Source organism: Nostoc sp., assembly GCF_036917615.1.
GTDB lineage: Bacteria > Cyanobacteriota > Cyanobacteriia > Cyanobacteriales > Nostocaceae > Nostoc.
On record NZ_JBALCZ010000058.1, the window covers coordinates 68,064 to 89,866 of the forward strand.

Sequence of the window (21,803 nt, forward strand, 5' to 3'; positions counted from 1 at the left end):
ACTAATGACTAATGACTACTTGATCAATAATACTTCTGTCTTTGGCGAAAATTTGCTACTGATTCTACTATTCCCAAGGAAATGAAGTTAGTCAGCATAGCAGAACGCCCATAACTCATCCAAGGTAGGGGAATTCCTGCTACAGGCGCTAAACCTACAGTCATGCCAACGTTTACAATCACCTGAAATATGATCATGGACAAAACGCCAATAGCCAACAAGGAACCAAAGTTATCTTTGGCGGTTTGGGCAACATGCAGTAGACGGAAGCAAATTAAGCAGAAGACAAACAGCACTACCAAACAACCAACAAAACCGAATTCTTCCCCCACTGCGGAAAAAATAAAATCTGTATGCTGTTCAGGTACGAAATTCAGTTGCGTCATTGGACCCTTGAACAGGCCCCATCCCCAAATTTTACCAGCACCAATGGCAATGCGAGATTGGATTAGGTGATATCCAGCACCGAGTGGATAGTGATCGGGGTCTATGAATACAGTTAGCCGATCTTTTTGATACGGTTTCAAAATATGGTTCCAGGCGAAGACTCCTAATTCGCCACCCACTATATTGAAACTCCACGCACTGATTGCACCGAAACCAAATCGACGCCACCGAAGAGTTTGCCAGCCCACAATAGCCATTGCAACTGACCAAATTAGCCCTAATGGCCCAAAAGATAGTTCTTTGAATAAAATTATCGGCTCTGATAAAGGCCAAGATATACTAAACAAAATGGCAGCAACCACAGGAGAAATCATCAGAATTAACCAGCCTGGGTTAGCATTTGCCCAGTAAAGCATTCCTAAGACGATCGCACCAAATACCATTGATGTTGCTAAATCTGGCTGTGAAAATACTAATCCCCAAGGTATAGCGGTGATTGCCAGAACGCGGAAAACACCTTCGAGGCTAGAAGCAGTGCGCCTGTGTAACAAAGCTGCTAAGGTGATGATCATGCCGACTTTGGCAAATTCTGAGGGTTGCACGTTAAAGCCGGCGATACTAATCCACCGCTCCGCCCCTTTGGCGCTGGTACCAGCAATCCTCACGGCGATTAAACTGAAGTTCGTTAGTGCGTATGTCACCCAGTGCCATTGCATCAAGATTTCGTAACGGGTGCGAGATAAAAACAGGGCTATAAGTACGCCGATAGCCGCTACCAACCAGTGCCACCACCAGTCAGTTACTGGCTGCTTTAGTTCCGTACTGAGGATCATGATGCCACCAAAGATGCTGACAGCAATCGGCAAACAAAAAAGTAGCCAATCTACATCCTGCCAGGGCTTAACCCAAGACTTCCAGCGAATTTTGGGGAGCGATCGTTTTAACAACATTGTGCCAGTTTAGACTTTAGCTTTTAGATTTAATTGTTGGGCATTGGGCATTGGAGAGCCACTGCGTTGCCGGGGTTCCCCCGGTTGAAGCAAGTGGCGTCTTGGGCATTGGGTATTGGGTATTGGGCACTTGTACTGAGCTTGTCCTGAGCGTAGCCGTTGGCGCAGCCTAAAAAGAGAAGTATTGGGCATTAGTTATTTCCCCCTACTTCCCCTGCTTCCCCTGCTCTCCCTGCTCCTCCATCTCCCTCATCTTCCTTGTGCTTAATACCCAGTCCCTAGTATTCCCAAGCTATAGCCCAGGAAGTAGATAGAAATTAAAATTTATTTATGTCAAGGCAGCAACTGATACTTTACCAGCAATGGTAAGAGCGATCGCTGTTAATGCTTTTGCCGAAGCTGAATCTGGATCGCCAACGACTATCGGCACACCACTGTCACCACCAACTCGCGTGGAAATCTCTAGTGGTACGCACCCCAACAGTGGCACTCCCAATTCGGCGGCTGTTTTGGAGCCACCACCGGAACCAAATATGTCATACTGCTTATCCGGTTGATCAGGAGGTATAAAATAGCTCATATTTTCCACGATTCCCAATACTGGCACATTCATCTGCTGGAACATCCGCAATCCCTTGCGAGAATCTAACAGGGCTACAGTTTGCGGTGTGGTGACAATTACTGCCCCTGCCATCGGCACTGCTTGGGTTAAAGTTAACTGAGCATCTCCGGTTCCCGGTGGCATATCTACAATCAAATAGTCCAGTTCTCCCCATTCAACTTGATAGAGAAACTGGCGAATTACACCATTGAGCATAGGCCCCCGCCAAATTACTGGTTGATCTCGGTCAATCAAAAAGCCCATTGAAACTAATTTGACGCCGTGATTAAAAGCAGGTTCTAGGATCTCACCTGTTTGGGTTGAGCGAACAGTAATTTGGGCATCAGCCAGACCCAGCATGGTAGGGTCATTGGGGCCGTAAATATCAGCATCTAGCAAGCCGACTTTCGCCCCAGTTTGAGCTAAAGCCACTGCTACATTCACCGCCACCGTACTTTTACCAACGCCACCTTTGCCGCTGGAAACAGCAATGATATTTTTCACCCCAGAAATGCCAGTGCGGTCGGGCAAACTTTTTTGTTGGGGTGTTTCTGCCGTAACTTCTATGCTTACATCTGTAACGCCTGGGAGTTTTTTGACAGCTTTCTGACAGTCTTCGACAATAAATTCACGTAAAGGACAGGCAGGAGTGGTCAACACCAAAGTGAAACTAACCTTGCCAGCGTCAATTTTCACGTTGCGAATCATATTCAATTCTACCAGACTTTTGCGGAGTTCTGGGTCTTCCACTGGTCGCAACACTTCTAAGACAGAGCGGGAGTCGAGGACATCGTACATAAAAAATTCAAAATTCAAAATTGAAAATGAAAAAATACACTCGTGGCGAACATCTTAGCTATTAACTGGCTGCTTTCTTGAGCAAGGTCAGCTTAGTGTTATCACTGTTACTGCCGTAATAAAACTTAGCAAATTGCATTATCACCTAATAGAATCTTAACTTTCTTTAGGGATTAGTTATTGGGCATTAGGGATTGGGCATTGGGCATGGTAAGAAAGCGGGGTGCAGAGGTGAGAATTTTCTCCCCTGTTGCCTTTTGCCTGCCCCTTTGCCTCTTCCCCAGTTGCCAGTCCCCCTTACCTAAAAATCAAAACAACTGTCATTAAGTGATTTTTTCTTACCAGATATCGTTGGCAATGCCGTCTTTTCTACTGCCTCTACTAAAGACCGTGCTACGCGGTCTGCATAAGGACGGGATAAAGACCAAATCAGGGGTGAGAACCAACCTCGTAGCGTTACAGAATAAGACAGACAAGTACCACAAACCGTTGACTCTACTTGGTAAGTCACCCGTTCCTCTATCCCAGGAATCGCCAGCACTCGGATACTCAACATTTCTCTATGATTGACGCGCTCCACAAAAATCCGGATGGGAATCGGCGAAAAGCGTGTTACAGCATGAAAAATCAATCCTGGTTTGGGTACTAATCCGTGGGGAACATTAGTACTCTTAAGTAGTGGATGCCAGGAAACATCTGTTAAGTCAGCGACTTTTTGCCACAGTTCATCTACAGAAGCAGAACTAATCTCTTGATATGTCCGCACCAGAGAAGCGCAAAACCGACGACGTTTGCGGTGGATGAATTTGGATAACCAACCTTGCATTTTCCTAATCCTCCTCCCTAGACACTTTCTGGTAACTCTGGTATGGTGAGCAACTACGCTCAGTTCCTAAATTAAAACTTTCTCAGAAATGCCCTAAACATAGCAAGCTTCGATTCGGCAAAGACGCCAACAGCCAACATAATAATATGGCAAAGAAGTTTTGAGCAGGCAAGTCTTACCCTTGATACTTCAAGGTTACGACTAAAGTCTAGTGTTTATACCAGAATATTCCAATTAAAAATTAAAAAAAAACTCAGTCAATATACAACAAGCCTATACGCATTTGAGGGAAAATAACTCTAGTGATGCCCATCAATCGTATAAATGCTTAACCAGTAAGAAAAAGCGGGTTGGGCAAATAGAGCTTGATTGTTGACGCATGTTTCCCCCAAATTTTAAGATGAGAAATTTGTGGCTTTCTGAAAATTGTAATTTAGGTTCGGGAATCTATGTTGACCAACTCGCAAATACCAACTGTAGCAGCAGAATCATCCAAGTCTTTGCCAGCAACTGACGCTCAGACTAGGGTCAGTCAGTTTATGAAACAACTGCAAGACGAAATTACGCAAGCGTTAACAAAACTAGATGGTGTGGGTAAGTTTCTCGAAGATAGTTGGGAACGCCCAGAAGGAGGTGGAGGGCGATCGCGCGTGCTGCGCGAAGGTGCAATATTTGAACAAGCAGGTGTAAATTTTTCTGAAGTTTCGGGTTCCCATTTGCCAGCCTCAATTTTAACCCAACGCCCTGAAGCAGCAGGGCATGGCTTTTATGCCACGGGCACTTCAATGGTATTACATCCTCACAATCCTTACGTGCCCACAGTTCATCTAAATTATCGCTACTTTGAAGCGGGGCCAGTGTGGTGGTTCGGCGGTGGTATTGACTTGACACCTTATTACCCCTTTGCTGAAGATGCGGCACATTTACACAAAACATTAAAACAGGCTTGTGACCAACACCACCCAGAATATTACTCGGTATTTAAGCAGTGGTGTGATGAATATTTCTACCTCAAGCATCGTGATGAGACACGGGGTGTAGGTGGTCTGTTTTTTGATTACCAAGATGGTCAGGGTGCTTTATATCGCGGGCCAAATCCCAATGGGAAAGCGGCTATTTATAGTAACCAGGTGGGAACACCAGCAACCCGCAGTTGGGAAGATTTGTTTGCCTTTGTGCAAGACTGTGGAAGAGCATTTTTACCAGCTTACGTACCAATTGTAGAACGGCGACATGGGATAGAATATGGCGATCGCCAACGGAATTTTCAACTTTACCGCCGGGGACGGTATGTAGAATTTAACTTGGTTTATGACCGAGGTACCATTTTTGGTCTGCAAACCAACGGACGCACCGAATCAATTCTTATGTCCCTACCACCCTTAGTGCGCTGGGAATACGGCTATCAACCGGAACCCAATTCCCCTGAAGCCGAGTTGTATGAAACCTTCCTTAAGCCTCAAGATTGGATCAACTGGATACCCAGTTAATAGTGCTGTAAGCGGATAGCTATGGTTTAGCCCGTGCTGAGTGCTGAGTACTGAGTTAGGAGTTAGGAGTTCGGATAACTATCCTGATCTCCCTCGTCTCCCCCATCTCCCCCATTTCAACTTGGTACTCAGCACTATTTTGGTGAGTTAAACTACCAAAGGTAAGCACTTAGCAGAAAAAGGTGACAATTTTAGCTATAGCTTGTTAATCTCAAGTGGCAGCATTAAAAAATTCTGTAACTAGTTAATCTTAAGAGGAATGCCACGGGGAGGGCTTTAATGATTCATATAGACCAAAAAACTTATACAACCCAAGACGGAAACACCGTTATTGTGCTGACACCAGCAGGTCGCCTAGACATTACCACTGCTTGGCAATTTCGCCTGAAGTTACAGGAGTGTATTTCCAAACTCAGCCGCCATGTAGTTGTTAATCTGGCTCAGGTAAATTTTATTGATAGTTCGGGTCTCACGTCTTTGGTAGCTGGGATGCGTGATGCTGATAAAATCAAGGGCAGTTTCCGCATCTGCAATGTACATCCAGAAGCCAAACTCGTGTTTGAAGTTACGATGATGGATACTGTCTTTGAAATCTTTGAAACAGAAGAGGAAGCTTTAGAAGGTGTACCTCGTAGCATCGCCAGTTAAAAAACGAGTTAGGAGTTAAGAGTGAGGAGTTAATTCAAAATTCATAACTCATAACTCATAATTCATAACTTTATCTTATTAAATACTGATTTCGCTTGGTATAACGATAAGGCCCCATAATCGCTCCCCAAGTTGCTTTTCCAGTTGCTGGATCAATTCCTTTGTCGTAGCTGTGAAATTCTGCCGCAGTTGCTTCAAATCCCAAGGAAACATAGACGCTATTGCCAAGATAAGTAAAGCTACAACGAGTCTCTGGTAGTGGGGTAGCGGTAAACTTATAGCGATCAGGGGCTAGTGTTTCCTGGGTAACTGTTAAAATACAACCTGGTAGTAAATCTAATTGTTCGGGTGTCAGTGTGTTCAGTAGAGCAGGGTTATGACCTGCGCCGATTAATGTACCTGGATCTTGAGGCATATAGTATTGCACTTCCAGAGATGTGTCAGAGTTGCTCCTCTGACGTAACCGGATAATTCGCTGGCGGTAAGGTTTATCTAGGTTAATAAGGTTAGCCTGTTCGGCAAACAGGGTGATACTATCTTCTGTGAACAAATTAACTGGTCTTTGCCACAGGCGCAGGTGGACATACCAAACTGGTTCTCCTATGGCTTGTTCTCGATTATCAAATTCACCAGCTAGGTACTCACCTAAAGCAATTAACTGTGGCGAAAAGTTCATAAATGCGATAAACGAATCATTAACGATGATAATTTTTGGCTAGTTTTTTAGGGCAAAGGGTCTTATCCCCTATGCCTACCAGCTGATAAAATACTTATGATTTGTCTATATTGTAAATGAAACCGTCACCAGCTAAAAGCTCAACTTGGCAAAGTAGCCTTTAAGCGAGAAAATAAAGATACGTCGCCCTTAATATTTTCTTTTTCTTTGTGAATAACGTCCGTACTGTCTCTGATACAAAGCGAACTTTCTACAATCTTCACACCCGTCCGATCAACACTATTTATCGTCGGGTAGTGGAAGAATTGATGGTGGAAATGCATCTGCTGTCAGTAAATATCGATTTTAGCTACAATCCAATTTATGCCTTGGGCGTCGTCACTACTTTTGACCGCTTCATGCAAGGCTATCTACCAGAACATGATCAAGAATCAATTTTTAACGCCCTATGTCGGGCTATAGAACAAGATCCGCAACGCTATCGACAGGATGCCCAAAGATTGCAAACTGTAGCTAAAGGTTTGCAAGTTAAAGATTTAATTGCGTGGCTGGGTCAAACTAGTTACTTAGATCGAGATGCTGACTTGCAAGCACACCTGCAAGCGATCGCCAACAATCCTAACTTTAAATACAACCGTTTGTTTGCAATTGGTGTATTTTCGTTATTAGAACAGTCAGATCCGGAATTGGTCAAAGATGAAAAGCAACTAACTGAGGCGCTGAAAGCGATCGCTGCTGGCTTGCACGTGTCCAATGACAAACTCAACAAGGATTTGGAGCTATACCGTTCTAACCTAGACAAGATGGCGCAAGCACTGGTGGTGATGGCAGATATGCTCTCAGCCGATCGCAAAAAACGCGAGCAACGTAAACAACAATCAACTGCCCCTGTTGCTCCCCCAAGTTCTAACGAATAGTTAGAAGTTAGGAGTCAGGAGTTAGAAGTTAGGAGTGAGGAGTGAGGAGTTGTTAATAACTCTTAACTATTAACTCCTAACTGTTGCCTTTAGACGCCCAATAATTTGTAGATTAAGCTGTTAATAAAAGTCAGCGCAAACGCCCCAATCACAGCACTCCAAATTCCGTAACGCAAGCGAAAGCCCTCTACTAGCCAAGCAGCCATACTAAAACAAACCACGGCAATCATAAATGTGAAAATGCTGGATAATAAGTCCAACGTGAGTAAGTTTGGTACTGCAAAAACGAGGCTTAAAATCGGTCTAACTATTGCCGTGACGATACCAAGCACTGCGGCAGAAAGGAAGGCTTTACCAGGAGTGTCAATTTCAACTCCCAAAGGTAATTTACTAATTATCAACAGGCTGATAGCTGTTACTATCCAGACAATTAAAAGCGTTACGAGATTCATGCCACAACCCCTGAAACGTGAATGGCAATTGGTGATAAATTACTTTAGTTTATCGGTGGAAAAATCTTTAAAGCTCAACCAATTATCTATAAATTAGCAGGAAATTTTTCTCTAACCAAATTTTATTTTAGATATCTTTAGGTTTGGGAAAGAGCTTGAAGGGGAGTGGGGAGATGAAAAAGATGAGGGAGATGAGGGAGATTTTAACTCTCCCTTGCTCTCCCTTGACCTATCTCATCTTTTAAGAGGAGGTTGGGTTTGTTTGGGTGCTACAGGCGCTTGGGATGCTGGTGGGTTGGAAATACCAGGATTGATAGGACTGATGCCTTGCCCAGTTGGAGGTTGACCAGTTACTGTAGGCAAGGGTACGGAATTAGGTGCTAAGGGAAATTTCGGGCTAAGATTGCCTTCGGGATTGATACCTGGAAATGGTACGGTGGTGGGTACTGGTGCTGCACCAGGATTGATTGGGAAAGAGGGAACAGCAGGCTGGTAAAGTGAGTTTGTGGATGGTTGAGATGGGCCAGGAATAATTCCCAGAGAGACGCGATCGCCCCCTACTTGCCGTAGCAAATCCAATGTCTCAATCACATCATTGTAAGTTGCTGTCCGCGAAGCATTCAGCACGATTACAGCACTGGGGTTTGCTTGGAGATACTGTTTTAACCTCGCTCCCAAATCCTCCCGTTTTACAGGCTGTTTTTCTATGTAAGTAATGCCAACGGCATCGATAGTTACAATCAGACTTCCACTCTGTGATGTTATTCCAGATACTGAACTGGGGCTGGCTTTGGGCAAATCAACATTTATTGCCTGTTGCCGTGTAAATTGTAAAGCCGCTAATAAAAAAAAGGTCAGAATACAAAAAACAACATCTATTAAAGGGATGATTTGAATTTGGACTTCTTCAATTGGGGTATGTAGATTAACTTTCATTTTCTCAATTTAAACGCCTAGTGGGTTGAATTCTTGACTAATTAGGTGAATTCGGGGGTTCAGGAGGTTCAGGTAATCTAGTCTTTCCTGGTTTGCGGGGTGGAGTGAAATTTTCCCGCACAATTGCTGATGTACTATTACTAAAATCAGGGGGGGACTGGCGGTAGAGCAATTCCATCTCATTCCCTGCTTTCCGAAAAACTTTGACTTGGTTGACTACAAAACTTTGAAATAGGCGGTAAAATACCAAACTAATGATGGCAACTATTAGCCCCGTTGCCGTAGCAATCAGGGATTCACCAATACCAGTAGTCACCCCAGCAGTAGATTCAGTTCCCAAATCGCCAATCCGAATTGATCGCAAAGCTTTGATCAAACCCAAAACCGTGCCCAACAATCCCAGCAGTGGCGCTAGGGCAATTACGGCTTCTAAAAGCTTTTCACCCCGCCGCATTCCAGCCAATTCATCTTCTGCTGTAGCCTCCAGTGCTAGTCGAAAGGTTTCTGCATCAGTTTTGGGAAAACGTAAGGGGGCGTAGAGAAAACGCCCGACAGGCTGATGGCTTGCTTGTTTTGCGATGTCAGCAGCTTCTTGCCAATTATCCTGGGCAGCATCGAGGATGCGATCGACTATTTGCTTTTCCTGAGTCAAAATTCGCAACCAGAACCACAAACGCTCAAAAATCACACTCAAAGACAGAATTGAGAGAACAAGCAAAGGCCACATCGCTGGCCCGCCCTTATAAAACAAATCTAAAATATCCACTGTTTAAGTTTCCTCCCTCCATGACTAAAGCAAATGTGCTAAGGCATTTTAATTCTAGAGATTAATGCAAAATGAGGGACTTCCAAAATATAAATTTACCGAAAACCTAAAAAGACAGTGCAAGCATGGGGTATTTGACTTAGACTGCTGTAGAAACTTGCTGCTGGGTAGGCAATTGAATGATCAACTCACTTCCTTCACCAGGAGTAGAAAAACATTCCAATTTGCCACAATGTTTTTCGGTGATAATTTCAGGACTTACGCAAAAATTGCTAAAAAGCTTAATTTATCGAACCGCCAAGACACCAAGAGCGCCGAGAATTCGTCGAGTGTGCGTGAGTCCTAAATTTGATAGCTAATTGCCATGCCCATTCCTGTTCCTTTGCCTACAGGTTTGATGGTAAAGAAAGGATTGAAGATACGGTTTTTTACTTGTTCTGGCATTCCCCTGGCATTATCAGCGATGCCTTCTCTACGAGACGCTGTGCGAACAGCGGGCTTCGCCAACGCAATATGGTTACAGATTACGAGTAGCGTCTTCCAGACTAAATTAGGGCGGTTATTCCCACCAGGAATTTTTAAGATAATTTGCCAAAATTAAAGATAACTGGAGGTTCAAAATATGAAATTTTCAATCCAATCACTTTACACCTGGTATCGCGATGTGCTTCGTAACCCCAAGTACCGTTGGTGGGTAATTTTAGGAACGTTGGTCTATTTGGTCAGCCCAATTGATATTCTCCCAGATTTTATACCCGTTGTGGGACAGATTGATGATGTTTTTCTTTTGACCCTACTAGTTAGTGAGGTATCCGGACTAGTAATTGAAGGCTGGAAAGCTCGTAAGGGTGAGGTGGGCACTGAAGCATCTAATACTAGTGAGGGTTCTACCTCGAGTGCAAGCACCGTTGATGTTGATGCTGTTTCTGTTAAGTAGATTTAATAAAACCCCTGCTTTTAAAATCTGAGGTGGGGGATATTTTTTTTAAAATCTTTCACAAATTCCGTCAAGAACCTGAATGCCTTCAAAATATAACTGGCGCAATCTCTAGGCGAGGTATTGTAAAACGATCGCCACGCACTCGCCTTAGGGACTTCCAATTAAAAAAATAATCAATCGCTGTGTAGGCAGGGGAGCAGGGGGAAAAGAAAAATCTCATCTGAATAAATGGGGTAATTTATTCTCTGGAAGTCCCTTATCTTCATCATAGCGATCGCTTCTATTAGGATATTTACAATTCTCCAGCAAGGCGTAGAGCATTCTGGACTAAAGGCTCTGCGATGCGAAAATCTGCTGCTTCCAAAGCGGTTAATAAGGGTTTAATCTCAGCAATTACACTGTTTTGTTTGACACGTAGCAACATTCCCACTGTTCCAATAACTTTTAAGCCAAGTTGTTGAGCAATCCGCCGAGCATTTCTATCATCAAGAATTGATGAAAACATCTTCTAGTTCCATTGCAAGCGCTATTGCTTCTGCTTCCCCAGCATCAATTTGAGTTTTCAAAGTTGCAACCACTGCTAAATTTTTGATTGCTTGAACTGTTAACCACTCTGCTGATAGCCCAACTTCAGCCTCTACTGCAAAAGGTATAGTTACTTGGAAAAATACTTGAGGCAATATATCTAGTCTTCCAATACGTTCCAAACCAATTAAACAGATACTCTTAGTAACTGTTTGTACGCTCAAAGGTTAATCTCCTCTTCTAATTCATCGGCTGGATAATTAATTACTGGAATTTCCATTTTTCCTAGTAACTCTATAAATGTTGGTTTGGAATAACCTGCTAATTTTGCAGCTTTTCCTAGTGATAGCTTTCCCGTTTCAAATATTTTAACTGCCAGCAATAATCGTGCCTCGTCTGTAGAAATATATGGGGGTAGTTCTACTGTTAGTTGACTCATGTTATTGCCTCTGTAAAAGAATTGGTTATTAGGTTGTTCACGGGTAGGCGTAAACTGGGTTTGTGAACATAGTGTAACGCAAGCTAGGCGCTAATTAAGCTGCACTGACTTCGCCAAATTTTGTTAAGAACCTGAATGCCTTCAAAATATAACTAGCGCAATCTCTAGGTGAGGTGTTGTAAAATGATCGCCACGCACTAGCTTTATCCTCATCATAGCGATCGCTGCGATAACTATGGTAGTTTTCTAGCCATCTTAGTTACCTGCCCTCACTGTAGTGGAGAATTTTATGTGGAACCTCCGCCACCAGGGGAGTAGTTTGCTACCCCTCTGAGGGGTTGCTGAATAGCCTATATTGCCTCTGGAGAAGAATTGTAAAAAGACTGGCAAATTGTACCCAGGTTGCTGATGTATGGGGATAAACTAGGTTCGTAAGCATAGTGTAAGGCAACCTACACCTATGCTAATTAACCTGCACTGACTTCGCCAAATTTGGTTAAGAAACGGAAAGCTTTGAGTATATAACTAGCACAATCTCTAGGTGAGGTATTGTAAAACGATCGCCACGCACTCGCCTTATCCTCATCATAGCGATCGCTGCGATGAGTATGGTTTTCTAGCCACGCCAATCGCACTGCATGACCAATTAAGACATCCAACACGATATATTCTTCGATTTGCAGGTTGGGATTATTAGCTGCGATCGCAGCTAATTCTACTAATGCTTCAATATTAACTTGGCGATATTCTGGAGCTTCAATTTTATTCAGCAAATGCTCAACTAACAGAGCAAAATTTCTTTCCCCTGCTGTCATTTCCGATAGCATTATCTCACTATCTAAACGATTGCGGCGCTCTAATTTATCGCCAATCACTAAACCCTTGCAATGTTGCATTAATAGCCAAACTTGCTTAAAAAATTCTTTTGGTACGCGCCCCGTCGCACCCTCGGCTTGGCGAAACCGCCGCCAACCACCCGACGGAACTTCTATTCCTTCGGCGATTCCTGGTAAAACCACCCAAGCAATATCACTTTCTTTTTGTTTGACATGTAGTGATTCTTGCTGGCGTAACAGGTTACTCATACCACTATATCCAGTTAATACCTGACGCAAGCGCATTTTCACTTCAAAAGGTGAAAGTTGCATTAAGTAATCGTATGCTTCATCTTGAGTGACATGCAATTCCCGCGCTAGTTCGCTGGTTATCAACAGGATGAGATAGCCGACTCTCAGCGTCAGCAGTCCCTGAAATAGTTTGGATTCTGAGCGAATTAAGATGCCAAGATAGATTAGAATCTCTTGGGTAAGGACGCGATCGCGTATATCCTCACGACAAAAATGATTAATTTTATCGGCAATTTCATCGTGGGACATGGGTACGGTAATCAAGGACGCTTCACTGTAAGCTTTACCCACAGCAATTTGTTTACCCCGCACCAAAATACTCGTCACTGCATCTGATAGGCTAATATCAACCATTTGCCGTAACCCCGCAGCCCGGCGTACCACTGCCCAAATACTTAAATCTCCAGCTTTGGTGTAAACTTCATCTAGTAAATCGGCTACAGTGACAGGATATCCTGGGCCACCATACCCCGTATCAAATTTCATTCCCTGCAAACGAATTAAAGTTTGCAATAACTCAATTTGCTCGTAGATATTCTCTGATGAGCGCAAATAAGAAAGTAATAACCCCAAGTTGGTTTCACACTCCATTTGAAATTCTTGGGTATGTCCTAAGCGCCAGTTTTTCTCAGGATGATCAGCCAGATAATAGCAACGTAGTCCAGCATTTTTCACTGGCGATCGCGAGAATTCTGCATTTGGGAGAAAATCAATTCTTTGGATTCCAGCTGTCAACATTAACTGATTTAGCCGCCCTAATTTTACCCGCACACCGTTACAAACACCATCTTTCAGTTCTTGCATCAGTTCTAGTAATGCTTCCGAACCGCTTTCTAACATGGTGTGCGTCAACATTAAAGTCAGAGTTGGACGCCCTAAATCGCTCCAATATTTTTGAATGTAAGCCAGTTCGCTTCTAATTTGATCCAGTAGAAAATGGTAATCGAGGGTTAAGTAAAACTGTTGAGAGTCTGAAAATGAAGGTAAAAATACAATTGTTTCACCGCGAATGCGAAAGATTCTAGATGTTGTTAAACTCCGCAGCCGCCGCACTGGCCGCCCAGTTAAACCAAGTTTGCTGTTACGTCCAATTTTGGTATAAATAGCGGAAAATTCTTCAGCTTTTCTCACCTGAATCGGTTCTACTTGGGTGGGTGTTTGTGCTTCAATTCCGTGAACTTCTAGTTTTATCTGTAAATCCTCATCTTCTGCTAGCAAAGCAATTTGTACCAATGCTTCGCGCTGTTTTCCCACACACAAATGTCTTCCTAAAGGGTCGATATCACCAACCGCCACTAACCCTTCACTTAACATTTGACTGAGAAGATATAAACTCTGTGCCCACACCAAGGGAATATTTTCATTGGGCAAACGTGGTTGCGTTTGGGGTGTTAACTTTTCTGCTTCTATATTTTCGGCTGGGACATAATAAAGTTCTGGTAATAAACGCAAACCATCTTGTTCTATGAGTAATGATTCTAAAAGCTCTTGGTATTTTTTAACTTGTTCTGGCTCGCCGCGAAATAATCCATCTAAAACTAAATAAGTGAAAAATAACGGCCATTCGCATTCAATATGCTCAAATTGCTTGAGTTCCCACGGTTCGTAGTGCAAGCGATGATTATCTTCTAAAACGGTTTGGTGTCCATCACGCAAAAAGCGTTTGCAGCCGTATTTACCTGCGAGTTTATTGATAATATCGTTAAGTGTGCGATCGCGTAACTGCAAATCTTCCACTGCAAAGGCAGGATAACTAATAATACTTAACAGCGCCGCATCAATTTCTTTGGAACCAGATTCCCTTGGTAATAAGGATTCTAAAGTAATCCGGGCGCGGGCGATTTCATCTGGTAGCACATGAATCACCGATGCTTGACTACCACGCACCCCAAACAAATCCAATCCGTTAATGGCTTCTAAAGCAGCTTTTGCCATACCTACGGAACTGGCATTTAACTCAGCATTACCACGATTAATTTTATTACCACGTTCCCAAATGCCGTAATCTGGTGTGCGGTAAGCTCGTCCAATGTAGTAAACCAAATTTTGGACGAAATTCACTTCATCAATAGTATAAATTATTTGCAATCCCGCAGCGGTCATTTGTGCCAACATCAGTAAAAATATAGATGTGGCATCAAGTTGCAAATGTCCCCATTGGTCATCACCAACAACAATGTCGCCAGTCGCGGTATTATATTTGGCGTGCAGTCCATCCAGTAGCGACTGAGTATGTTTAAATGTCTCTACTTTATGAGCCTGTCGCATCATCGCAAAAAGCAACCCGCGCATCAGTTTTATTACACTGTGTTCTAGTTCATAAGTGCGTCCTTTGTCGTCGTCAATCTTGCGGTATGCAAGTCCTAAACCCCAAACTGCCAAAATGCTGTAAACGTTGTCTCGTACCCAGGCATCAGTATAATCGCCGTGGGCTGTAATCGCTGTACTCGCAGGTAACAAACCAGTAATCGGATTCTGCCGAGTCAGGATGATTGTTTTGATTTGCTGGTAGTAATACTCCAGACGAGCTAGCAATTTGGTAGATGTTTTCATGATTTGGTTCAGAACTACTTGCAAAATTCGACCCTATGACTGTGAAGTGAATTACCTAAACCAAGGCAAAACAAGTTCTGTAATGGTTGATGGGATAACAGCTGAGGGTGGTGTGAGTTTATTATTATCTCCTGTTAATAGGTTTCTGGGTACTGAATTTTAGCGATCGCAAACTAAAATACGATATTTATTCAAATCTTCATATTTACTTAGGCTATTTTATACTTTATTTAAGTTATTTTTGTTAATTCTAAAGAAGAATGATTTATTGGCGAAACGCCTTCCTATTTGCACTCACGAAAATACCTTATCTTTGCGTAAGTTCTGCTCTTATCTGAAAAACCCTCTCCAAACTACTAGGGAAGAGGTTTTGTATTCTCCTCTTTTCTTTGTAAAAAAAGAGGAGAATAGGTTTCGCATTGTTATTTCTATTTGATGCAAAAGTCAGGTTTTTGAAGACATCACAAATTCTTTTATTGACAAATAACGTTAGATAAATAAATACTAACTTCAGTTTAATTACGCATATATTGCTAACTAGTGGCGGATTACAATAAGTTATAAATTTGAAATAAAATATCTGAACAGTGGCACAAACAGCAAGCTTTGAACAGTGATTGCTTGTATCATCAGGAATAAACCTCAGATTTAGTTTTTAAGTAACTTACACAGATCATAAATATTATCAATATTCACTGCGATTTAATGAGGAATCGCACTAAACTAGAATGGCGAATTATACAGATTGGAATAAAGCTTTAATTTCTTATTTTATCAGTGGAACACCACGCGGTATAAAAATTTATTTGAGTGTTGATGAAGATGTCATAGAACATATTGGTTATAATTTTGAGCAATTACCTACAAATGTTACTTGGGTTGATGACTTCTGCACAGCAGTGAAAAGAAAAGTCATCTTTGAGGGACAGGTTAATTTGCAGCATTTAAAAGGGCGTGATTCCCAAGGATTACCCAAAGGAGTTGCTTTTTTATGTGCCACAATTTTAGCCGCTTCACAAATGGCTCAAGAAGAAAAAATATCAGAAACTAATTATTTTAAACGCTTACGAGAGATTTTAGCCTTGCCTGGTTTTAGTCGTCCGCCGGGGATGAAATTGGGTAATGAAGCCGAAGAACCCCTTTGGCGAGAGTGGAATCACTGGCTAATGGAACATAGATTTTTGCCTTCAGCACAACGAGGGCGTGGTGGTTCAACTACCTATATTAATTATCCCATTTCTCAATCTTTACTGCGTCGCACTGATAAAGACAAATTGCGACAACTATTTCAAGAGAAGCAATGGCAAGCACAATGGGATGCCCAAACTTTGTTTACTCATATCCGCCGAGAAGCAGGGGGATTTGGTATCCATTTAAAAGAATTGCTAACTGAAAATAAGCAACGCCACGAGGCGATTGTAGAAGCTTTACATCAAGTTTATGAACAGTGGAAAGCTCAGGGATGTCCTATAGCAGACAAGAATAATTATTGCACTTGGAGCCGTCATCTTTTCTGTGGTTTATATCGCACTGAAGATCCATTTTTAGGTCAGGTAGATTATTCTCTTTACCCCAAGCAGCAGCGAGGACGCAGGCTAGAATCAGTAGAAATTCAATTAGGAGATAATCCTCACCCATTAAGGGAAGAACGCCCTGGATGGTATTTTCCTTTAGAGTATTCAGGAAATGGGAAGGAGTTAGAAAATGGTGCTAAATACCAGATTACTTCCCCGAATGATCTAGATTACCTAATTTTGCCCGCTCGTGACTTTTGGATACTAATTCCTGATCCGGAAAACCCTGATTCTGGGGCTTATGCATCCTGGGAAGCGCCATCATTAGGTACTCAATTTATTCTCTTGTGTAAACAAGAATTACTCAGTGATCTGGAACGCTTGCGAGATGAGCATTTACTAAAGTGGAGTTCTACAACTGAAGCGATATTTAATAGTTCGGAATGGGTAGAACTTCAGCAGTGTATGGTTGTTTCTCAAGCTTGGGATGGAGTCTTTATCAAAAATCAAACTCTTAAGTATGCTTTACAACCAACTGTCAAATTATCAATTAGTTTGTCTGATGGCTTGCGTGTACCTACAATTGGTGCTTGGCTTGTAGAACATAGCCCTAAAATTACTATTTTTGGCTTTTACCCTACCGCACAATTACAAGTAACTCAGTTATCAGATAATCAGGTAATTATCGATAGTTCACAAAGTACAAATACTTCTATTGCGCTGAAAATTTCCCATCCTGGTGATTATCTCATAGAAGCTAGTTTTGCTAGTGAATCGAGTCAACGTTTAGTCAAAATTGTGGATTGGAATTCTCTTGCCATCGACAAAGATGTGCTTTGTGAAGTGATACAAATTAATTCTGAATATCATATTCTTGGCAGTATAATTGAGCGAAGTTTTTAAATTATTTATATTTATCAGGGTGTATGATGCCACAAGTTAAAAGATGGTATACAGGATTTTCTTATCGGGGAAATCCACAAGACCTCATCAACCAAATTTCTGAACAAGTACATCGTCAAAATCTTAGTAAGATCATACCATGATTACGAGTAGAAAAGGGGATAAAATCTCGAAAACCATTTTATTTCTTCCTTGCAATTGATAGTTGCGAAGTAGGTGAATTACCTCCAGAGTTGCAATTAAGTTTGCTGAAGTTATCGTTTTTCCAATGTCCAGTTAAAGGTAGTCGTGGATTTACTTATGAACAGATAAAACCTATGGTTGGTGTAGCTCATGATGTTTACGATTATACCAGCCCTATTCCTTACCAAGCTAGTTACAATATCACTGTTGATAACCCGTTTGAACTGGCACAATTACAATCTATTAATCATTCTGATGCTGATTGGGTGAAAGCTTCCCAAAATAGCGATCGCTTCCTATACTGGTTATCAACCCTCGGCAGCGGTAGCTGGGAATCTTTTAAAAAAAGCTGTAATGCACTCCAACTTGAAGAACCTAAACGCATCTTACGAAGGTTGCGCTTATTAGGACATCTTGAGTCTTCACTAGATGGTTCCAGATGGTCAGCGGCTCCTACTGCAATTGTCAAAATTAACTCGCCCTATTCCAAATTTATACTGTGTGGTCAACGCAGTATAAGCCTAATCAAGCAACTAGAAGAATATGGAATTGTAGCATCTATTACTCATCAGCCCAGAGGGGAAGCACCACCCTGCATTCAACTGGCGGTAAGTAATCCTGATGTGATCACAAATAATTTTCCCATCATCAACGCGGGTGAAGCATCCAAAAAACTTGCCCAAATTTTACCTGATATCGCCACTTGGCAGCAAAGTCTGAGGAATGTGCCAGGGATTGTGCCGAGTCGGTGGGAATGGAAGCACTTTGACGGTGATGGTTTTGAAATCTGCGGTATTCCTCACGAAACAGGGATGTATCAGATGTGTGATCAGAACCTAAACCTTCGCTACACCCTTTTCTACAACCAAAACACTAACACTTGGCATCAAGGTGATTGGTATGGTTTACGCTTTCTAGCTTTGTATCATCATGCCGCATCTTGCCAAGTTCATTACAATGTTGCTACAAAGTGTTTGGCAATACCAGTAAAGCAACGCTGGCCTGAACTATATGAACGTGCTTTGGTGCTGGCATCTGGACAACTACCAACATATCAGGGCAACTGGCTACTGTATCAAAATGTAGGTGGGGAAGTTGCACATCAGTTGAGTCAAAAATTGAATGTTAAATATGAAGAGGCATTAATCTGTGCATGACGTAGTTGGAGCGTATCAACGACTTAACCATATCTATCAGCTTTATATTAAAAGTGCCTTTCCATTACGTTATCGCTCTTTGGCCGCAGAACGCGATCGCCTTTTGCAACAACCAGGTATTTTAAGTCAGCCGCCTTTAATTGAACCAGTTCCCATTTATCCCTCATCGGGGAGAGACTTACAAACTGCTGTCAAACAACTGCCTGGGAAATACCATGACTTGGCACAACTAGGAAAAATGCTGTTTGAAAATGGCATCGAACTTTATCAACACCAGTGGGAAAGTTTAGAGTCAGTCTTAATCAACCAAAAAGATTTAGTTGTTACTACTGGTACGGGTTCTGGTAAAACTGAGTGCTTTTTATTGCCACTACTCGCCCATTTAGCATGGGAATCCAGCACTTGGGAGGCAAGTCCGTCTCCACCGATCAATCATTGCTGGTGGGATGTTCAAGGCGATCGCGTCTCTCAATGGGAACATGTGACTCGCCCTAAAGCCATGCGAGGTTTGATACTTTATCCCCTCAACGCTTTGGTAGAAGACCAATTGAGACGATTGAGAAAAGCCTTAGAAGCGCCAGAAATTCACGATTGGTTAGATAGAGAACGCGGCACAAACCGCATCACTTTTGGACGTTACACTGGACAAACCCCGATTCCGGGTGAACCAACACCTGATAAAATCAAACGACTGCGAAACGAATTAGATGAGTGTGCCAAGCAGCAACAAAATTTACTTCAGGCGAATTTATCTTTAAATCCCGATTTACCTTACTACTTTGGGCGACTTGATGGTGGGGAAATGTGGTCACGTTGGGATATGCAAGATACTCCACCAGATATTCTAATTACTAACTACTCGATGCTCAACATTATGATGATGCGGAGCATTGAAAACGATATTTTTAATATAACTCGTGACTGGTTGGCAGAACTAAATCATCCAGAACGGCAATTTTTCCTGATTATTGACGAACTACACGCCTATCGTGGCACTCCAGGAACGGAAGTTGCTTATATTTTACGCTTGCTTTTTTCTCGGCTGGGTTTAACACCAGATTCGCCAAAGCTGCGGATAATCACGACTACAGCAAGTTTGTCAGATAATGCTGAAGGGAGAAAATTCCTACGCGAGTTTTTTGGACGTGATGACAAACAGTTTGCTTTCATCACTGGACAACAACGACAGCCAAAAGTAAATGCTAAAAAATCTTTGGTGAATTACCAAGATGCTTTTGCTGATTTTGCTAAATCTGTACAATCAGATCCATTGCAATCAATGGCACAGCCTGATCTAAATAATCAGAATGTAGAGAACGCGAGATTAACTTTAGCTAACCAGTTGGGTTATTCAGCATCATCAGGAACAAGTTCAGAAAAACTTGGTGAGGCTTTAACGACTGTGGATGCTGGTGAAGCTTTGCGAGATGCTTGTCAAGCGGTTAATGGGAGTGTTCGCGCTACAAATGTCAAAGATTTAGAACAGCAGCTTTTCCCAAATTTACAGAGGGCGACAAATTTTGTTTCTGACTCCATGCGGGGACTCCTGTTAGCACTGGGGATGTCGAAATTGGCTAACGGGCGATCGCCCCAACCTGTGCGTGGACATTTATTTTTCCACAACTTGCAAAGCCTATGGGCTTGCTGTAACCCCAGTTGTACCCAAGTTGATCAAATTCAGCGACAAAGCGATCCACCAACCATTGGCGCTATCCATGCAAACCATCGCCTCACCTGCGGTTGTGGTTCCCGCGTTCTCGATTTAATTGTGTGTGAAGTCTGTGGCGATGTCTTTTTGGGAGGATACAAAAGTACTCGCAAGCTAGGTAACTTGACAGTAGATATCCTCACGCCAGATCAGCCGAACTTAGAAGGTATACCCGATTTGGTTGTGATGAATCAACGTTACGCCAACTATCGGGTATTTTGGCCATTACCGGGAGAAACACCAGCCTGGACTACACAACCTCAAGTTCTAAAATGGACTGTTGACAAGATAAAACGCCAGTGGGTGAAAGCAAAGTTAGGCAAACAAACAGGCGTACTTATCCAGGATTCCACACCACCGAATACTGATAAGAATGAAATTCCAGGGTGGCTGTATCAGGTAACGGGAGATGATTTAGATCAACCAGCACTACCAACAAAGTGTCCCCGATGTGATGCTGACTACGGTGAACGAAGGAAATTTCCGACACCTTTACGTATCCACCGCACAGGCTTTCAAAAGGCTTGTCAAGTGATTGCTAGTGGACTGTTACGAGAAATGCCAGCACCGTCTCAAAAGGGGTTAGGTAGTTCTCGCAAGTTAGTAATATTTTCCGATAGTCGCCAAGATGCAGCTAAACTGGCTGCGGGAATGGAACTTGACCATTACCGCGATATGGTGCGCCTACTACTGATCCAGTCCTTTTCTCAATATTGGGATGACCTGATCGCCTTTTTGCGGATTACTGGTGCTAATAACCCAGCCAGTCTTGCTAAATTGCAGACTTTAAACGCTAATCTTTATAGTGCTGTTACCCAAGCAGCAGATGATCAGACTCGACGCGATCGCTTTGCTAATGCTAATCCTACCTTAGTTACAGAGGCGCTTTTCTGGGTGATGGGTTTACCCGCCAGTAATCAACAGGCGAGTAGTGCATGGCTTGGTTTACTCAAACACTACCCCGAACGCATTCCTTTATTAGAATTACGGCAAAAAGTTAGAGATGCTTTATTAGAATGTGGTATTTGTCCCGGCGGATCAAGTTTTCGCGCCTTGAATTACTCAATTGGACAAAATCAGGGTCAGCAACGGTATTCTTGGTTTGAATGCTACAACTGGACTGGTAATTTGGTGAGGCGAATTTTTCCAGCGACACAAACCCAGACTGACCATGCTACCCGACTGGAAGATATGCTCACTGCTGAACTGATGAATCCATTGTTTGATCACATGGTACGCACAATGGAGGGTTTTGGGCAAGGATGGGTCAGCTATTAACCGCCAGAAAATACACCACTTAAAATAAT

Annotated in this window: 19 protein-coding genes and 3 pseudogenes; 7 read left to right on the forward strand and 15 right to left on the reverse strand. The window is 42.6% G+C overall.

Annotated features, from left to right (window positions below; genetic code table 11):
- Positions 1-23: 23 nt before the first annotated feature.
- The 4 genes from rodA to V7K85_RS19805 all read right to left on the reverse strand — a co-directional run bounded on the left by rodA (position 24) and on the right by V7K85_RS19805 (position 3,562).
- On the reverse strand, positions 24-1,337 hold the full coding sequence (gene rodA / locus V7K85_RS19790) for a rod shape-determining protein RodA (RefSeq protein WP_334815752.1): 1,314 nt from the start codon (positions 1,335-1,337) through the stop codon (positions 24-26).
- Positions 1,338-1,346: 9 nt separating this feature from the next.
- Entirely contained in the window at positions 1,347-1,529 is a 183-nt protein-coding gene (locus V7K85_RS19795) for a hypothetical protein (protein ID WP_334815754.1), read from the reverse strand.
- A 136-nt stretch (positions 1,530-1,665) separates the two neighbouring features.
- Positions 1,666-2,736, reverse strand: a complete 1,071-nt coding sequence (locus V7K85_RS19800; protein WP_334815756.1) for an Mrp/NBP35 family ATP-binding protein — start codon at positions 2,734-2,736, stop codon at positions 1,666-1,668.
- 301 nt (positions 2,737-3,037) lie between these two features.
- Positions 3,038-3,562 carry an SRPBCC family protein gene (locus tag V7K85_RS19805; protein WP_334815758.1) on the reverse strand — a complete coding sequence of 175 codons (525 nt, stop codon included), beginning with the start codon at positions 3,560-3,562 and terminating at the stop codon, positions 3,038-3,040.
- A gap of 449 nt (positions 3,563-4,011) precedes the next feature.
- On the opposite strand from V7K85_RS19805, the gene hemF reads away from it, so the two are divergent.
- Complete coding sequence (gene hemF, locus V7K85_RS19810) at positions 4,012-5,052, forward strand: oxygen-dependent coproporphyrinogen oxidase (RefSeq protein ID WP_334815760.1); 1,041 nt, start codon at positions 4,012-4,014, stop codon at positions 5,050-5,052.
- A gap of 279 nt (positions 5,053-5,331) precedes the next feature.
- Positions 5,332-5,700, forward strand: a complete 369-nt coding sequence (locus V7K85_RS19815; protein ID WP_334691009.1) for an STAS domain-containing protein — start codon at positions 5,332-5,334, stop codon at positions 5,698-5,700.
- A 70-nt stretch (positions 5,701-5,770) separates the two neighbouring features.
- Here V7K85_RS19815 and V7K85_RS19820 read toward each other — a convergent pair whose 3' ends face one another.
- Positions 5,771-6,376 carry a chromophore lyase CpcT/CpeT gene (locus tag V7K85_RS19820; protein ID WP_334815762.1) on the reverse strand — a complete coding sequence of 202 codons (606 nt, stop codon included), beginning with the start codon at positions 6,374-6,376 and terminating at the stop codon, positions 5,771-5,773.
- A 209-nt stretch (positions 6,377-6,585) separates the two neighbouring features.
- On the opposite strand from V7K85_RS19820, the gene psb29 reads away from it, so the two are divergent.
- Complete coding sequence (gene psb29, locus V7K85_RS19825) at positions 6,586-7,293, forward strand: photosystem II biogenesis protein Psp29 (RefSeq protein ID WP_334815764.1); 708 nt, start codon at positions 6,586-6,588, stop codon at positions 7,291-7,293.
- A gap of 89 nt (positions 7,294-7,382) precedes the next feature.
- On the opposite strand, the gene V7K85_RS19830 is transcribed toward psb29, so the two are convergent.
- From V7K85_RS19830 to V7K85_RS19845, 4 genes and pseudogenes are all read right to left on the reverse strand, one after another.
- On the reverse strand, positions 7,383-7,745 hold the full coding sequence (locus V7K85_RS19830; protein ID WP_334815766.1) for a phage holin family protein: 363 nt from the start codon (positions 7,743-7,745) through the stop codon (positions 7,383-7,385).
- Positions 7,746-7,979: 234 nt separating this feature from the next.
- A complete protein-coding gene (locus V7K85_RS19835) occupies positions 7,980-8,681 on the reverse strand; it encodes an ExbD/TolR family protein (protein ID WP_334815768.1) in 702 nt (233 codons plus the stop codon).
- A 37-nt stretch (positions 8,682-8,718) separates the two neighbouring features.
- Complete coding sequence (locus V7K85_RS19840) at positions 8,719-9,447, reverse strand: MotA/TolQ/ExbB proton channel family protein (protein WP_334815770.1); 729 nt, start codon at positions 9,445-9,447, stop codon at positions 8,719-8,721.
- A gap of 139 nt (positions 9,448-9,586) precedes the next feature.
- Positions 9,587-9,912 (reverse strand): annotated as a pseudogene (locus V7K85_RS19845) (ATP-binding protein); the annotation flags it as partial.
- Positions 9,913-10,069: 157 nt separating this feature from the next.
- Here V7K85_RS19845 and V7K85_RS19850 point away from each other — a divergent pair.
- Positions 10,070-10,384 (forward strand): YkvA family protein, encoded by a 315-nt coding sequence (locus V7K85_RS19850; RefSeq protein ID WP_334815772.1) that lies wholly within the window; start codon positions 10,070-10,072, stop codon positions 10,382-10,384.
- Positions 10,385-10,404: 20 nt separating this feature from the next.
- On the opposite strand, the pseudogene V7K85_RS36580 reads toward V7K85_RS19850, so the two are convergent.
- From V7K85_RS36580 to V7K85_RS19870, 6 genes and pseudogenes are all read right to left on the reverse strand, one after another.
- A pseudogene (locus tag V7K85_RS36580) lies at positions 10,405-10,536 on the reverse strand (hypothetical protein); the annotation flags it as partial.
- A gap of 143 nt (positions 10,537-10,679) precedes the next feature.
- A complete protein-coding gene (locus V7K85_RS19855; RefSeq protein ID WP_334815774.1) occupies positions 10,680-10,892 on the reverse strand; it encodes a DUF3368 domain-containing protein in 213 nt (70 codons plus the stop codon).
- Positions 10,873-11,136 carry a hypothetical protein gene (locus V7K85_RS19860; protein ID WP_334815776.1) on the reverse strand — a complete coding sequence of 88 codons (264 nt, stop codon included), beginning with the start codon at positions 11,134-11,136 and terminating at the stop codon, positions 10,873-10,875. Before V7K85_RS19860 ends, V7K85_RS19855 begins: the two co-directional genes overlap by 20 nt.
- Complete coding sequence (locus V7K85_RS19865; RefSeq protein ID WP_334815778.1) at positions 11,133-11,351, reverse strand: UPF0175 family protein; 219 nt, start codon at positions 11,349-11,351, stop codon at positions 11,133-11,135. Before V7K85_RS19865 ends, V7K85_RS19860 begins: the two co-directional genes overlap by 4 nt.
- 94 nt (positions 11,352-11,445) lie before the next feature.
- Positions 11,446-11,610, reverse strand: a pseudogene (locus V7K85_RS36585) (hypothetical protein); the annotation flags it as partial.
- Between the two features lie 208 nt (positions 11,611-11,818).
- On the reverse strand, positions 11,819-15,031 hold the full coding sequence (locus tag V7K85_RS19870; protein ID WP_334815780.1) for a glycoside hydrolase family 15 protein: 3,213 nt from the start codon (positions 15,029-15,031) through the stop codon (positions 11,819-11,821).
- Positions 15,032-15,759: 728 nt separating this feature from the next.
- On the opposite strand from V7K85_RS19870, the gene V7K85_RS19875 reads away from it, so the two are divergent.
- The 3 genes from V7K85_RS19875 (at position 15,760) to V7K85_RS19885 (ending at position 21,774) form a co-directional block, all read left to right on the forward strand.
- Complete coding sequence (locus V7K85_RS19875) at positions 15,760-17,448, forward strand: hypothetical protein (RefSeq protein WP_334815782.1); 1,689 nt, start codon at positions 15,760-15,762, stop codon at positions 17,446-17,448.
- A 317-nt stretch (positions 17,449-17,765) separates the two neighbouring features.
- Complete coding sequence (locus V7K85_RS19880; protein WP_334815784.1) at positions 17,766-18,788, forward strand: hypothetical protein; 1,023 nt, start codon at positions 17,766-17,768, stop codon at positions 18,786-18,788.
- Complete coding sequence (locus tag V7K85_RS19885; protein ID WP_334815786.1) at positions 18,781-21,774, forward strand: DEAD/DEAH box helicase; 2,994 nt, start codon at positions 18,781-18,783, stop codon at positions 21,772-21,774. The genes V7K85_RS19880 and V7K85_RS19885 overlap by 8 nt, the downstream gene beginning before the upstream one ends.
- The last annotated feature ends 29 nt before the right edge of the window (positions 21,775-21,803 follow it).

Bases quoted from the DNA above. Each gene is read 5' to 3' on its own strand.
- rodA (WP_334815752.1), bottom strand. From the start codon at position 1,337: ATGTTGTTAAAACGATCGCTCCCCAAAATTCGCTGGAAGTCTTGGGTT.
- V7K85_RS19795 (WP_334815754.1), bottom strand. From the start codon at position 1,529: ATGCCCAATACTTCTCTTTTTAGGCTGCGCCAACGGCTACGCTCAGGA.
- V7K85_RS19800 (WP_334815756.1), bottom strand. From the start codon at position 2,736: ATGTACGATGTCCTCGACTCCCGCTCTGTCTTAGAAGTGTTGCGACCA.
- V7K85_RS19805 (WP_334815758.1), bottom strand. From the start codon at position 3,562: ATGCAAGGTTGGTTATCCAAATTCATCCACCGCAAACGTCGTCGGTTT.
- hemF (WP_334815760.1), top strand. From the start codon at position 4,012: ATGTTGACCAACTCGCAAATACCAACTGTAGCAGCAGAATCATCCAAG.
- V7K85_RS19815 (WP_334691009.1), top strand. From the start codon at position 5,332: ATGATTCATATAGACCAAAAAACTTATACAACCCAAGACGGAAACACC.
- V7K85_RS19820 (WP_334815762.1), bottom strand. From the start codon at position 6,376: ATGAACTTTTCGCCACAGTTAATTGCTTTAGGTGAGTACCTAGCTGGT.
- V7K85_RS19830 (WP_334815766.1), bottom strand. From the start codon at position 7,745: ATGAATCTCGTAACGCTTTTAATTGTCTGGATAGTAACAGCTATCAGC.
- V7K85_RS19835 (WP_334815768.1), bottom strand. From the start codon at position 8,681: ATGAAAGTTAATCTACATACCCCAATTGAAGAAGTCCAAATTCAAATC.
- V7K85_RS19850 (WP_334815772.1), top strand. From the start codon at position 10,070: ATGAAATTTTCAATCCAATCACTTTACACCTGGTATCGCGATGTGCTT.
- V7K85_RS19855 (WP_334815774.1), bottom strand. From the start codon at position 10,892: ATGTTTTCATCAATTCTTGATGATAGAAATGCTCGGCGGATTGCTCAA.
- V7K85_RS19865 (WP_334815778.1), bottom strand. From the start codon at position 11,351: ATGAGTCAACTAACAGTAGAACTACCCCCATATATTTCTACAGACGAG.
- V7K85_RS19870 (WP_334815780.1), bottom strand. From the start codon at position 15,031: ATGAAAACATCTACCAAATTGCTAGCTCGTCTGGAGTATTACTACCAG.
- V7K85_RS19875 (WP_334815782.1), top strand. From the start codon at position 15,760: ATGGCGAATTATACAGATTGGAATAAAGCTTTAATTTCTTATTTTATC.
- V7K85_RS19880 (WP_334815784.1), top strand. From the start codon at position 17,766: ATGGTTGGTGTAGCTCATGATGTTTACGATTATACCAGCCCTATTCCT.